This window comes from Variovorax sp. V118, from assembly GCF_041154445.1.
GTDB classification, from domain to species: domain Bacteria; phylum Pseudomonadota; class Gammaproteobacteria; order Burkholderiales; family Burkholderiaceae_C; genus Variovorax; species Variovorax boronicumulans.
The window spans coordinates 4,556,397-4,569,614 of record NZ_AP028663.1 but is presented as its reverse complement, the minus strand read 5'-3'; the positions used below and the strand labels follow the sequence as shown (position 1 = coordinate 4,569,614).

Sequence of the window (13,218 nt, the reverse complement as noted above, 5' to 3'; positions counted from 1 at the left end):
ACAACGCACCGATGACGCCCTCATTGCTCCAGAGGATCGCCGAGGCGCGCAGCGACGCGCCGGCCACGCGGCGCGCGATCCTCGACCTGATCCTCGAAGACCCCGACCGCGCGCTCGAAGAGAGCTTCGAGCAGCTGGCCGAGCGCTCGCGCAGCTCGGTGCCCACCATCATGCGCACCTGCCGCGACCTCGGCTTTGCCGGGCTGCGCGAGTTCAAGCTCGCGCTCGCGCAGGAGCTGGCGCTCGGCGGTTCGCCGCTGCACCGCCGCGTCAACATCGAAGACGCGGCCGACGAAGTGGTCGGCAAGATCGCACGCAGCGCCGCGGCCTCGGTCTCGGGCGTGCGCGGCCAGCTCGACATGCAGGTGCTCGACGGCGCCGTGCGCGCCATCGCGGCCGCGCCGCACGTCGACCTGTACGGCGCGGGTGCCACCTCGTGGTTCATGGCGAACGACCTGCAGGCGCGGTTGTTCCGCCTCGGCCTCTCGGCCAACGCCTGGGCCGACTACCACCTGCAGCAGGTGGCCGGCGCGGCGCAGCGCCCGGGCGGCGTGGTCATCGCCATCTCGCACGTGGGCGGCATGCCCTCGCTGCTCGACGCGGTCGACATCGCGCGCGGGCAGGGCGCCCAGGTGGTCGCGATCACGCGGCCGGGCACGGCGCTCGCGGCAAAGGCCGACTTCCTCATCGGCCTGTCGGTGCCCGACGACGCCGTGATGCACGTGGGCATAGACGCCTACCTCACGCACCTCACGGTCATCGAGATCCTTACCGTGCTGGTGGCGCAGCGCCGCGGCGAGCCCGCCGTGCAGCGCCTGCAGCGCGCGCGCGAGGCTTTCCAGCGCCACGGCATCGACGCCACCACGCACCCGCTGCAAAGCTGGGACGGCGGCGGCATCAACACGAAAAAGGGAGACAGCGAACCATGAGCGACACCCAAGCCGTGCTGCTCGAAGCCGGCCTCGTGGTCGACGGCTCGGGCGGCCCTTCGTGGCCCGGCGACGTGCTGTTGCAGGGCGACCGCATCCTGGCGCTGGGCGAAGGCCTGCGCACGCGCCTGCCTGCAGGGTTGAACATCGCGGACGTCGACGTGGTCGATTGCCGAGGCAAGGTGATCGCGCCCGGCTTCATCGACGCCCACACGCACGACGACGCCATCGTGCTGCGCGATCCGCTGTGCCTGCCCAAGGTGTCGCAGGGCATCACCACCGTGGTCACGGGCAACTGCGGCATCTCGCTGGCGCCGTACCGCACACCACAGTCGAAGCCGCCGCTCACGCTGCTGGGCGCGGATTCCTTCAAGCACGCGACCATGGCCGAGTACCGCGCGGCGGTCGATGCGGTTCAACCGGCACTCAACGTGGCAGCCCTCGTGGGCCACACTACGCTGCGCTTCGCGGCGATGCAGGCGCTGGACCGGCCCGCCGATGGCGACGAACTCGCGCGCATGGAAGCGCTGCTCGACGACTGCATGGCCGCAGGCGCGCACGGCATGTCGTCGGGCCTGTTCTACGAAGAGGCCTTTGCCGCGCCGGCCGAGGAAGTCACCGCGCTCGCGCGCGTCGTGGCACGCCACGGCGGCGTGTACGCCACGCACCTGCGCAGCGAGATGCAGCAGATCATCGAGGCGCTGCACGAGGCCGGCGACACGGCCTTCAGCGCGGGCGTGCCGCTGGTCATCTCGCACCACAAGTGCGCCGGTCCCGCGAACTGGGGCCGCACGAAGGAGACGCTGCCGCTGATCGAGGCGCTGTCGCAGCGCCAGGAGATCGCGATGGACGTCTACCCCTACGTGGCCGGCTCCACCGTGCTGCGCGAAGACCTGGTCGACGGCGTCATCGACGTGCTGCTGACCTGGTCCGACCCGCACCCCGAGATGACCGGCCGCCTGATCTCCGACATCGCGCGCGAATGGGGCACCACCGAGCAGGAGGCCTGTCTGCGGCTGAAGCCCGGCGGCGCCTGCTATTTCCAGATGCAGGAAGAAGACGTGGAGCGCGTCATTGCGCACCCGCTCACCATGATCGGCAGCGACGGCCTGCCGCACGACCGCCATCCGCACCCGCGCCTGTGGGGCGCGTTCCCGCGCGTGTTCGCGCGCTACTGGCGCCAGCGCAAGCTCTTCACGCTGGAGCAGGCGGTGCACAAGATGACGGGCATGACGGCGCGCAACCTGCGCATCGCCGATCGCGGCCTGCTGCGCGTCGGCACCATGGCCGACGTGGTGGTGTTCGACCCCGAGACCATCACCGACACCGCGACCTACGACAAGCCGCACGGCGTGAGCGTCGGCGTCGAGCGCGTGTTCGTGAACGGCGTGCTGGCCTACCGCGGTGGCGAGGGCGAAGCGAAGGTGCTGGCGCGCGCGGGGCGGATGTTGACGCGCGGGCGCTGAGCATTCGGGGCGCGGGCCCAGGCCACCGGGTACTTCCCTCCGCGAATGTCCCCCGGCCTGCGGCCTCCTCCTTGATTTCGCTGCGGGAAGCACCCGGTGGCCTGGGCCCGTCGGGCGCAGCGTGCGAACCCTACGAGGCTTCTTCCTCCGGCTGCGCCTGAAACATGCGCGTGAAGTCGCAGCAGGCCTGCGCCAGCATCACGATCGACGAGGTGAGCGCGCTGCGGTGCTCGCCCTTGTGCATGGCCACGTAGCGCACCACGGGCAGCGCGGGCGTCACGTCGAGCACCTCGAGCATGCCGGCGTCGACCAGCGGCGCGAGGCATTCGCGCGGCAGGTAGCTCACGCCCAGGCCCGACACGGTGAGGCCCGTGAGCGCCACGAGGTTGCTCACCACGATCGCGTTGGCGGGCTGCACGCCCTGGTCCTTCATCCAGGCGTCGTAGGCGCGGCCGGTGCCCGAGTTGTTGCCCTGCACCAGCATGCGGTGGCGCGCCAGGTCGTGCAGGCGCACGGTGCCGGTGGCCGCGGTCGAGGGAATCACGCCGGGCTTGCACATCCACGCGCTCTTCACCCGGCCGATGACCTTGCTCTGCATGCGCGAGTCGGCGAAGGTGTGGGGCACGATGACCACGTCGAGCTCGTCGGCCAGGAGCTTGTCGCGCAGCTGCAGGCTGTCGTCCACGTCGGGTTCGAGGATCACCTTGGGGTAGTGCTGCTGGATCAGGCCGACCAGGCGCGGCAGCCACGTCATGGCGGTGAGCTCGGTCACGCCCAGGCGGATGCGCCGCTCCACCACGCCGGGCTTGCCGAACTGCTCGACGGCGGCGTCGCGTTGGTCGAGCAGCTTCCTGGCGAGCACGAACATCTCCTCGCCTTTTTCGGTGAGACGCGCCGTGCGCTGGCTGCGGTCGAAGAGTTCGGTGTCGAACAGCTGCTCCAGCTCGTGCACGCGCTTGGAAATGGCCGACTGCGAGGTGTGCAGCTGGTTGGCCGCCTGCGCGAAGCCGCCCAGCCGGGCGATCCAGTAGAGGGCTTCGAGTTGCTTGAAGGTCATCACGGCGGGCGGGTCCTGAAAGAAAGAACGCTTTTCTTCATGCGATTCGATCACAAAAAATCGCTTTTAGAAATTCATCGGGACGCAGAAGATGCGCGCCAGGCCAACGTCATTGCAACCCAAGGAACACACCATGGACTTCAAACTGCCTCTCGCACCTTTCGCATTGGCACTCGCCCTCGTCTTCGCCTGCGGCGCCGCCAGCGCGCAGGACACCGGCACGCTGCGCAAGATCAAGGACAGCGGCACGATCCAGATCGGCGCGCGCGACAGCCAGATCCCGTTCTCGTACAAGCTCAGCGCCGACAGCGCGCCCATCGGCTTCACCAACGACATCTGCCTGAAGATCGTCGACGCCGTGAAGGCCAAGCTGGGCCTACCGAAGATCGAGGTGCGCTACACCATGCTCAACTCGACCAACCGCATCCCGCTGCTGCAGAACGGCACCGTGGATCTGGACTGCGCGACCACCACCAACACCACGCAGCGCCAGGCGCAGGTCGACTTCGCGCCGAGCCACTTCGTCACCAACATCACGGCCGCCGTGAAGAAGAACTCGGGCATCAACGCGCTGCCCGACCTCAACGGCAAGAACGTGGCCACCGTCTCTGGCAGCACCTCGATCCAGCTGCTGCGCGGCGCGCGCAAGAGCGGCACCATCGAGGTGAACGAGATCGCGGGCAAGGACACCTCCGACGGCTTCCTGCTGCTGTCCACAGGGCGCGCCGATGCCTACGTGCTCGACGACGTGCAGCTGGCCGGCATGATCGCCAGTTCCACCAACCCGGGCGACTACAAGATCCTCAAGGAGTCGCTGCGCCAGGAGCCCTACGGCATCATGCTGCGCAAGGACGACCCCGAGTTCAAGGCGCTGGTCGACGAGACCGTCAACGGCCTCATGAAGTCGGGCGCCATCGAGCAGCTGTACACCAAGTGGTTCCTCTCGCCGATTCCGCCGCGCAACGCGAACCTCAACTTCCCGATGACGGACGCGGTGCGCGAGATCTACAAGAACCCCAACAACAAGGGCGTCTGACACCATGGCAACCACACGCGCGGACCTGCCGAAAGGCGAGCTCCTTTCCGATGCGCTGATGCGCCAGGTGCGCGAGCGCTTCCTGGGCATCGAACGCGACCACCACGGCCGCGAGCGCCTGTACTTCGACAACGCCGGCGGCTCGTTCCGACTCAAGGCTGCGGTCGAGCGCTTCGCGCTGGTCGACGCCATTCCCGACAACGCCGAGCGCATCCACGCCACCGCCGTCGAGCTACAGGCGATGCAGGCGCGCGGCGCCGACGACCTGCGCACCATCCTCAACGCCACCGGCGGCAGCGTGTACCCCTCGCTCACCGCCTCGGGCGCGATGTTCGACATGGTGCGCGCGGTGGCCGAGAACGTGCCGGGCACGAACATGGTCACGACCGCGCTCGAGCACCCGTCGGCCTTCGATGCCATGCGCCTGTATGCCGAACGGCTCGGGCGCGAGCTGCGCGTGGCGAAGAGCAACCCCGTCACCGGCGGTGTCGACGTGGACGCCATCGTGGGGCTGATCGACGAGCACACGTGCGTGCTCAACGTGATCCATGCGTCGAACATCTCGGGCGCCAAGCTCGACATGGCGGCCATCGTGCGGCGCGCGCGCGAGATCAAGCCCGACCTGTACATCCTCGTCGATGCCGTGCAGCACGCGCCGCACGGCGTCATCGACCTGCAGCAGACGCCGGTGGACGGCATCAACCTCGCGCCCTACAAGTTCTTCGGCTGCCGCGGCTCGGGCTTCTCGTGGATGTCGGAGCGCGCGGCTGCATTGCCGCACCACAAGCTGGCCGGCAAGAAGCCCGGCCACTGGGAGCTGGGCAGTTCAGCGCCGTGGCAGTTCGCGGTGCTCACCGAAATCGTCGACTACGTGGGCTGGCTCGGCGGCCACTTCACCGATGCGACCGACCGCCGGGCGCGCTTCGTGGCGGGCATCGAGCGCATCGAGCTGCACGAGCGCGCGCTGCTGGCGACGCTGCTCGACGGCACCGCGCAGACGCCGGGCCTGCGCGCGCTCGACGGCGTGCAGGTGTTCCTCGACCATGAAGACTTGACGCAGCGCGACCTGATCCTGGGTATCGGCTTCGACGGCCTTGATTGCACGCAGGCCGTGGTCGAGTACGGCCAGCGCGGCGTCACCGTGTACGAACGCGTGGCCAGCAGCATCTACTCGAAGCGGATGCTCGAATCCTTCGGGCTCGAAGGCACCGTGCGCGTGTCGCCGCTGCACTGCCACACGGTGGGTGAGATGGAGGCCTTCCTGCGCGTGACGCGCGAGATCGCGGGCGCCTTCGCCTCCGCCTCGCCCGCGGTCAACGCGGCGTAGGCCGCGCCAGCGCCGCGCAGGCCGGCGTGTCGTTCGCCTGCCGCAGGTAGGCGAGCAGGTCGGCGCGCTCTCGCGGGTCGGGCACGCCGTCGTAGGTCATGCTGCTGCCCGGCACCATCGCGAGCGGGGCACTGAGGAAGCGGTCGAGCGTCTTGTCGTTCCACACGATGCGCGACTTCTTCATCGCCTCCGAGTACGCGAAGCCCGGCACGCTGCCGGCGAGTCGGCCGAACAGGCCACAGTGGCGCGGACCGACCCGGTCGGCGGCCAGCGCGTGGCAGGCCTGGCAGCGCGCGTAGACCTGTTCGCCGCGCACCGCATCGGGCGTTGCGGCAGCCGCACAGGCCCATGCGGCCAGCAGGCTCGCAGCGAGCCCGCGCGCCGCACGGCTCACGACACGAACGCCGAAGGCACCGGCGCCTCGCCGAGCGCCTGGCGCAGCACGGCCCAGTGCATCGCCTCGTCGCCGAGGATGCTGGCCGCGGCCTTCGACAGCTCGCGGTTGCCGAACAGCGGCACCGCGCCCAGGTAGGCGCTCACGGCGCCTTGCTCGAGCTTCGCCGCGAAGCGCAGCACGTCGGCCTGCGACTTGAGCTGCTCCACCGGGAAGTCATAGCGCGCCTTGGCTGCGACGGCCTTGCCGCCGAGCTTGGCGATGGTCTTGGCCAGCAGGTCCGCATGCTCCTTGTGGTGGCCCTGGAAGGTCACGGCGAGGTCGAGCACGGGCTTCTCGAGCAGCTTGCTTTCCGCACCGAGCTGGTAGGCCGCGATGGCCTCGAGCTCGGCGCCGAGCGCGGTGTTGAGGATCTGCACGTCGTTGCCGGTGGCGCCGCCGCTCCTGGCGGCGAGCGCGTCGCGCCCCGCCAGCAGCGCCACGGCGGCGCCCGACAGCATCAGGCCGGAGTGGCCGAGAAAGGCACGCCGCGCGGCGGCCGGGGTGGGCATCAGGAAAAAGGACATGGTGAGGTCTCCTCGGGGGTGGTGGTTGTGGGAAAGCATCAGGGCAGCGCCGCCAGCACGCGTGCCACGATGCGGTCGCAGCGCGTGCCGTCGAACGCGAAGGCGTCGCCCGTCGCCAGGTCGATGTCGCGCGACAGGCTTTCGCGCAACAGGCTGCGGGCGCGGAAGAAGCGCAGCCGCACCGTGGCCTCGGGCAACTGCAGCGCCTCGGCGGTTTCGCCGACGCTGAGTTCCTGCACCGCGCGCAGCACGAACACGGTGCGGTAGGCGTCGGGCAGCCGGTCGATGCGGCGCTCCATGAGTCGGCGAAGGTCTTCCCGCATGGCGAGGCGCTCCGGTTGGCGGTCGGGGTCGTCGGCGAGCTGCGTGTCGGGGGCGTCGTCGTCCCCTGCCGTCGCGCCGCCGTCGAACGGAATCACCTGCGCGCCGCGGCGGCGCAGGCGGCCCAGCGCCTCGTTGATGACGATACGCACCAGCCAGGTCGAGAGCTTCGCTTCGTCGCGAAAGCCGCCGATGGCGCGCCAGGCGCGCAGGTAGGCGTCCTGCAATGCGTCTTCGGTGTCGGCGTCGCTGTGCAGGATGCTGCGCGCGGTGCGAAACAGCAGCTGGTTGTGGCGCCGCATGATGCGCGCGAAGGCCTGCGTGTCGCCCTGCGCGGCGCGTGCGGCCAGTTCGGCGTCGGACGCGTTCGCGTCGGCATCGGCAGTCAGGGGCAGGGCGGTGGGCGGCATGCGGTGAGTTCCTTCTGCCCATTGGATGGCGCACCCCCGCGCCGTGTTGCAACTTTCTTTTTTTTGCTTCTCAGACCATCGTCTGCCATTCGATCGTGCACAGCCGCTCGTCGACCACGCCGCGCACGCCCGCGATGCCCTCGGCCGCCACGCGCGCCGCGTCGCGCTCGGCTTCGTTGCCGACCATGCCGTGGTACATCACGATGCCGTTGTCCACCGACACATGCGACCACGCGCGGCTCCACCAGGTCTGCCGTTCCAGTTCGGCCACGAGGCGCGCCAGGATCTGCGCGTCGTCGCACGCATCGGCGCTCGCGGTGTCGGCCTCGGCCTCGGCCTGCCGCAGCAGCGCCTTGACCAGGTCGCCGCTCGTCACGATGCCCACCAGCCGGCGCCCGCGCACCACCGGCAGGCGCTGGATGCGGTAGGCGGTCAGCAGCTGCGCGACGCGGGCCAGCGAGAGGTCTTCGGCGATCGACACCGGCTCGCGCGTCATGAGGTCGGCCGCGCGCAGGGCGTGCGCGCGCACGTAGTCGCGCGGCGGTGCGGTGCGCTGCACCCAGCGTTGCCACCACGGGTGCGGCGGCGCGCCGCCGGGCTCGGCCTCGTAGCGGTGCAGCAGGTCGGACTTGCTGACGATGCCGACCACCTCGCCTTGGTCGAGCACCGGCACGCCGCTGATGTGGCGCGCCAGCAGCAGCGCGCTGATGTCGCGCACCGGCGTGTCCGGCGCGACGGTGAAGACCGGCGAGGTCATGACGTCCTGTGCATTCATGATGAAGCTCCTTCCTGCGGCCCGCGTGGGGCCTGTGATGCCTGGGGTGCCTGCTGCGCATCGACGCGCGCGATGTTCTGCCGGTGCGACACCAGCATGGCCGTCAGCTCGCCGTGGATGTGCGCGTCGACGATGCGCGGCAGCAGCGCCTGCAGCTTGCGCACCACCCAGCCCTGGCCGCGGTTGAGCAGCGCCAGGCGCGCGCCCAGTTCCGGCACCGCCATCGCGCGCTCGTAGAAGGCGCCGGTGCGCGTGCTGGGCGTGGCGGCCAGCGACTGGATCGCGTCGATCAGCACGCCGCACCAGCGCACCTCGTCGCGATGGATGTCGGTCACCAGGCGCTGCAGCGCGGGGTCGTCGGTCTCGGCGGCGCTGCGCAGCGTGATGCGCGCACCGGCGCGCTCGGCTTCGAGCAGTTCGTTCAGCGCGGCCAGCAGGTCGTCGCGGTCGCCGGCTTCGCGGTAGGCCGCGTCGAGCTCGTCGGCGTAGCAGACCGGCGAGGACACCTCCACGCGCTCGGGAAAACGCAGCCCCTGCGCGCGCAGCGCGGCGGGCGTGTCGACGAAGGGCGCAGCGGCATCGTCGGGCGGGGCGGCGTGGGGCATGGGCGGCAAGGGACGCATGGGGAAGGGCTCCTGAAGTCGTGCGCTCATGGTGAACCGATGCTTCTCCCCAAGCCAATGAATGTTCATTGCAAATGAGTGCAAAAAAACTAATATGAATCCGATGGACATCGGCCTCGCCCGGACCTTTCTCGAAGTCGCGGCCACCGGCAGCTTCGTGGCCGCGGCCGAGCGGCTGCACCTGACGCAGACCGCCGTCAGCGCCCGCATCCGCCTGCTCGAGGACCAGCTCGGGCGGCGCCTGTTCGTGCGCAACAAGGCCGGCGCGCGGCTCACCGCGTCGGGCGAGCGCTTCGTGGCCCACGCGACCACGCTGGTGCAGGTGTGGGAGCGCGCGCGCCAGCATGTCGCGCTGCCGCCGGGGATCGAGGAGGGCGTGAGCGTGGGCAGCGAGCCCAGCCTGTGGCATCCGCTGCTGGCCGACTGGCTGATCTGGATGCACCGCGTCTGCCCCGAGATCGCGCTGCGCGCCGAGGTCGACAGCGCGCAGCGCCTGCTCGACGCCGTGCAGGGCGGCGCGCTCGACCTGGCCGTGCTCTACAACCCGCCGCAGCGCCCCGGCCTCGTGGCCGAGCTGCTGGCCGAGGAGCGGCTGGTGATGGTCACCACCGACCCCGAAGGCCGGCTCGACCGAATGCGCTACGTGTCGGTCGACTGGGGCCCGGCCTTCGCGGCCAACCACGAGGCCGCGTTTCCGGAGCTGGCCCACGCGCCGGTGTCGATCTCGCTCGGGCCGCTGGCGCTCACCTACCTGCTTGCCGTGGGCGGCGCGGGCTACTTCCGCATCGGCGTCGCGCGGCCCTTCCTGGCCGACGGCCGGCTGCGGCTGGTGGAGGGCGCGCCGGAGTTCTCGCATTCGGCGCACGCCGTGTATGCGCCGCAGCGCGAGAACGAGACGCTGGCGCGCGTGCGCGCCGGGCTGCGGCTGGTCGCGGCAGAGGAAGAAGGGCGCCGGGACAGCGGCGTGCATTTGCCGGACTGAGGCGCCGTCCTGCATCGCCGGGTGCTACTTTCAGGTACTTACGCTCGGGCCGCCGAGACTCCGACAATCGGACGCATGCCACCCCGCGCAACGCGGGGAAGAAAAATAAGTTCGGGGAGTTTCATGTCCAACCACGGCAGCGTGCCTGTGCGCACACGTTCGTCGTCACCTTCCGCTGACCGCAGCGCCCTGTGGGCCGAGCTGAGCCAGACGGCGCGGCTGTATCGCCTCGAAGCGCCGAGTGCTTCGTCGTCCTCCAACAGTGCCGCCCGCGAGAGCATCGAGGCCTTGCGCGTGGAGGGCTGGGTGCAGCGCGAGGCGGTGTCGCAGCTGTTCGAGTTGCGCATCGTGTGCCTGAGCCTGCGTGCGGACTTGGCGCTTTCATCGCTGATCGACCAGCCCCTGACGTTGGTCACGGTGCTGGCCGATGGCTCCATGGGCCGACGCACCGGCCTGATCCGCGCCGTCGAATCGCTGGGCGCCGACGGCGGCCTGGCGCGCTACCGCCTCACGCTCGTGCCCTGGCTCTGGCTGGCCACCCAGCAAGGGCGCAGCCAGGTCTTCCAGCAGCGCAGCGCGGCAGACATCATCGAACGCGTGCTCGCCCCGTACGCCGACGCCGGCAGTTGGGCCTTCTCTTCCGAAGTGAACAGCTTCCTCGCCGACGCGCCTGTTCGCACCTACTGCACCCAGTACCGAGAGAGCGACTACGACTTCTTCTCGCGCCTGCTGGCCGAAGAAGGCCTGGCCTGGCGCATCGAGGAAGACGCCCAGGCCCCGACAGGCCACAAGCTCATCATCTTTTCTTCGAACGACACCCAGCCCACCGATGCGGGCTCGCCCGTTCGCTTTCACCGCAAGAGTTCGCAGGAACGCAGCGACGCCGTGCAGGCGCTGGTGCGGCGCATGCGCCAGTCGGTGGCCCAGGTGCACCTGAGCGCCTGGAACGTCGACGGCAAGCGCCAACTGACAGGCAGCGCCCCGGCGCGCTTTCCGGTCGGCGGCAAGAACGCCCCGCGGCTGGAGTACGACGACGTGCTCGGCCTGAACGACCGCAGCCGCGGCTGGGACACCAACCGCACCGTCGAGCGCTACGCGGCATTGATGATGGAAGCGGCCGAATGCCGCGCCGACCTGATGCTGGGCCACAGCACCGTGCGCACCCTGCGCGCGGGCACCCGCATTGAGATCGACGACGCGCCCGCGCTGGGCTTGCAGGCCAGGCCCGCGCTGCTGCTGGACACCGTCGAACATGTGGGCATCAACAATCTGCCCAAGGACACGGCGGCGTCGATTGCGGCGCAGCTGGGCGCGCTGACGGAGCACCTCGTGTTCGACCAGCCCTGCGCCCCCGTGACGGCCGAAGCCGACGTGTTCGGGCTGGTGTCTGCAGCAACGGGCACGAACAACGACAACACCATCTACCCGCAGCCCCAGAGCCTGGTCACCGCGCAAGCCCAGGGCTACGCCAACAGCTTCTCCGGCGTGCACGCCCCACGCCCCTGGCGCCCGGCACTGGCCGCGGCCGACGGTGCCCGCCTGCACGCCAGGCCCACGGCCAGCGGCGTGCACAGCGCCATCGTGGTCGGGCCCTCGGGCGAGACCTCGCCCAACGGCGCCGACGAGCTCTACTGCAACGACCGTGGCGACGTGCGCGTGCGCTTCCACTGGCAGAACAACGCCAGCGACAACAGCAACGGCGACAACGCCCAGGACAACCGTAGCACCCGCTGGATCCGCGTGGCCCAGCGCCAGGCCGGCCCCGGCATGGGCTGGCAGTGGCTGCCGCGCATCGGGCAGGAAGTGCTGGTCAAGTTCGTCGACCTGGATGTGGACCAGCCCGTCATCGTCGGCGCGCTGTACAACGGCCGCGGCGACGGCGGCATCGCCCCCACACCCGGTGGCGCATCGCGCGCCGGTGAGAACAGCGAACAGGGCAGCAACGATACCAATGACGTCTTCGCCCAAGCGAACAACGCCTCGCCCAGCGCCCAAGCCAACCTCGCGGCAGGCCACGCCCCGCCCTGGCACGGCGCCAGCGCCGACGACAAGGGCCACCGCAATGCAGCGGCCCTGAGCGGCTTCAAGACCAAGGAGTTCGGCGGCGAGGGCTTCAGCCAATTGGTGTTCGACGATTCGAACCAGCAGCTGCGTGTGCAGCTGCACGCCAGCACCGCCCACAGCCAACTGAACCTGGGCCACCTGATCCACCAGGCCGACAACTTCCGCGGCAGCTTCCGAGGCCAGGGCCTGGAGCTGCGCACCGACGGCTATGCCGCCCTGCGCGGCGGCAAGGGCGTCTTGCTGAGCACTTACCACGGCGCAGGCGGCCAGAAGCTGGAGCCCGTGGGCGACTTCGCCGCCGGCATGGCGCTGCTCAAGCAGGTGCAGCAGCTGGGCCAGGCCCTGAGCGATGCGGCCAGGACCCACGAGACCGTGCAGCTGGCCGGGCACATCGGTGCCAGCAAGGCCAACGAATCGCAGCTCGACAAGGAACGCGCCCCGTACGCCGCCATGGAGCGCACCGCCAGCGGCATGGTGACGGCCGATGCGCTCGACACTGCCTACGCAGATGCGGCAGACAAGGCCATCGCCACCGGCGAAGGCAAGGTGCCGCACACGAGCGACGCCGTGATCGCGCTAGCCGCACGCGGCGGCCTGGCGATGGTGGCGGGCCAGCAGCTGCAGGTCGTCAGCGGCGAGACCGCCACGCTGGCCAGCGGCGGCGACATCAACCTGGCGCTGGCCGACGTGCTGCGCGTGCACAGCGGCCAGGCCATCGGCGTGCTGGCCGGGGCGCAGAAGGCGGATGCCGACACAGGCCTGTCGATCATCGCGGGCAACGACGACCTGGACTTCCAGGCGCAGCACGACGAGTTGCGCGTGCAGGCCAAGGAGGCCCTGAAGATCGCCAGCACCGACCAGACGGTGGAGTTCGCGGCCAAGAAGAAGATCCGCATCTCGACGGCGCAGGGCGCGTCGATCACGCTGCAAGGTGGGGACATCACGTTCGAGTGTCCGGGGAAGATCACTTATCACTCGGTGCAGCGGAAGTTGGCCGGGCCGACGAGCCTCCAGTACACCCTTCCCACGAACCCCGAGGCTGCGCCGTTTCAGCGCAAGTACGTCATTCGCCGCGCGACCGACAACCAGCCCATCCCGCATCAGAAGTACCGGATCACCATGGACGACGGCCGCACGATCGAAGGCGTCAGCAATGACAAGGGTGAAACGGAGTTTGCCAAGTCCGACAGCATCCAGAACGTGGTGATCGAACTCTTGCACGACCGCACATGACTTCACAGAAATTGGATACGCAGGCGCCGACGACA

Annotated in this window: 12 protein-coding genes; 6 read left to right on the top strand and 6 right to left on the bottom strand. The window is 69.7% G+C overall.

Annotation, left to right across the window (positions count from 1 at the left end; translation table 11 throughout):
- Positions 1-11: 11 nt before the first annotated feature.
- Together ACAM52_RS21320 and ACAM52_RS21315 are read left to right on the top strand one after the other, a co-directional pair.
- Positions 12-929 carry a MurR/RpiR family transcriptional regulator gene (locus ACAM52_RS21320; protein WP_159279704.1) on the top strand — a complete coding sequence of 306 codons (918 nt, stop codon included), beginning with the start codon at positions 12-14 and terminating at the stop codon, positions 927-929.
- Positions 926-2,395, top strand: a complete 1,470-nt coding sequence (locus ACAM52_RS21315) for an amidohydrolase family protein (protein ID WP_369644554.1) — start codon at positions 926-928, stop codon at positions 2,393-2,395. Before ACAM52_RS21320 ends, ACAM52_RS21315 begins: the two co-directional genes overlap by 4 nt.
- 130 nt (positions 2,396-2,525) lie before the next feature.
- Here the strand turns inward: ACAM52_RS21315 and ACAM52_RS21310 are convergent, their stop codons facing one another.
- Positions 2,526-3,452: a LysR family transcriptional regulator gene (locus ACAM52_RS21310; RefSeq protein WP_062481847.1), complete on the bottom strand. Its 927-nt coding sequence runs from the start codon at positions 3,450-3,452 to the stop codon at positions 2,526-2,528.
- A gap of 133 nt (positions 3,453-3,585) precedes the next feature.
- Here ACAM52_RS21310 and ACAM52_RS21305 point away from each other — a divergent pair, with 133 nt between their 5' ends.
- On the top strand, positions 3,586-4,488 hold the full coding sequence (locus ACAM52_RS21305) for an amino acid ABC transporter substrate-binding protein (protein ID WP_369644553.1): 903 nt from the start codon (positions 3,586-3,588) through the stop codon (positions 4,486-4,488).
- A 4-nt stretch (positions 4,489-4,492) separates the two neighbouring features.
- Positions 4,493-5,815, top strand: coding sequence for an aminotransferase class V-fold PLP-dependent enzyme (locus tag ACAM52_RS21300; RefSeq protein ID WP_369644552.1), 1,323 nt, complete (start codon positions 4,493-4,495; stop codon positions 5,813-5,815).
- On the opposite strand, the gene ACAM52_RS21295 is transcribed toward ACAM52_RS21300, so the two are convergent.
- The 5 genes from ACAM52_RS21295 to ACAM52_RS21275 form a co-directional block, all read right to left on the bottom strand.
- Entirely contained in the window at positions 5,802-6,176 is a 375-nt protein-coding gene (locus tag ACAM52_RS21295; RefSeq protein ID WP_369647758.1) for a cytochrome c family protein, read from the bottom strand. The genes ACAM52_RS21300 and ACAM52_RS21295 overlap by 14 nt on opposite strands.
- Before the next feature lie 29 nt (positions 6,177-6,205).
- Positions 6,206-6,775: a ferritin-like domain-containing protein gene (locus ACAM52_RS21290; RefSeq protein ID WP_369644551.1), complete on the bottom strand. Its 570-nt coding sequence runs from the start codon at positions 6,773-6,775 to the stop codon at positions 6,206-6,208.
- Positions 6,776-6,813: 38 nt separating this feature from the next.
- Complete coding sequence (locus ACAM52_RS21285; protein ID WP_369644550.1) at positions 6,814-7,506, bottom strand: RNA polymerase sigma factor; 693 nt, start codon at positions 7,504-7,506, stop codon at positions 6,814-6,816.
- A gap of 70 nt (positions 7,507-7,576) precedes the next feature.
- A complete protein-coding gene (locus ACAM52_RS21280) occupies positions 7,577-8,281 on the bottom strand; it encodes a CBS domain-containing protein (RefSeq protein ID WP_369644549.1) in 705 nt (234 codons plus the stop codon).
- Positions 8,278-8,934: a DUF6306 domain-containing protein gene (locus ACAM52_RS21275; RefSeq protein ID WP_369644548.1), complete on the bottom strand. Its 657-nt coding sequence runs from the start codon at positions 8,932-8,934 to the stop codon at positions 8,278-8,280. The genes ACAM52_RS21280 and ACAM52_RS21275 overlap by 4 nt, the downstream gene beginning before the upstream one ends.
- 64 nt (positions 8,935-8,998) lie before the next feature.
- Here ACAM52_RS21275 and ACAM52_RS21270 point away from each other — a divergent pair, with 64 nt between their 5' ends.
- Both ACAM52_RS21270 and ACAM52_RS21265 read left to right on the top strand, forming a co-directional pair.
- Complete coding sequence (locus tag ACAM52_RS21270) at positions 8,999-9,886, top strand: LysR family transcriptional regulator (RefSeq protein WP_369644547.1); 888 nt, start codon at positions 8,999-9,001, stop codon at positions 9,884-9,886.
- A 123-nt stretch (positions 9,887-10,009) separates the two neighbouring features.
- Entirely contained in the window at positions 10,010-13,183 is a 3,174-nt protein-coding gene (locus ACAM52_RS21265) for a type VI secretion system Vgr family protein (RefSeq protein WP_369644546.1), read from the top strand.
- Positions 13,184-13,218 lie beyond the last annotated feature (35 nt).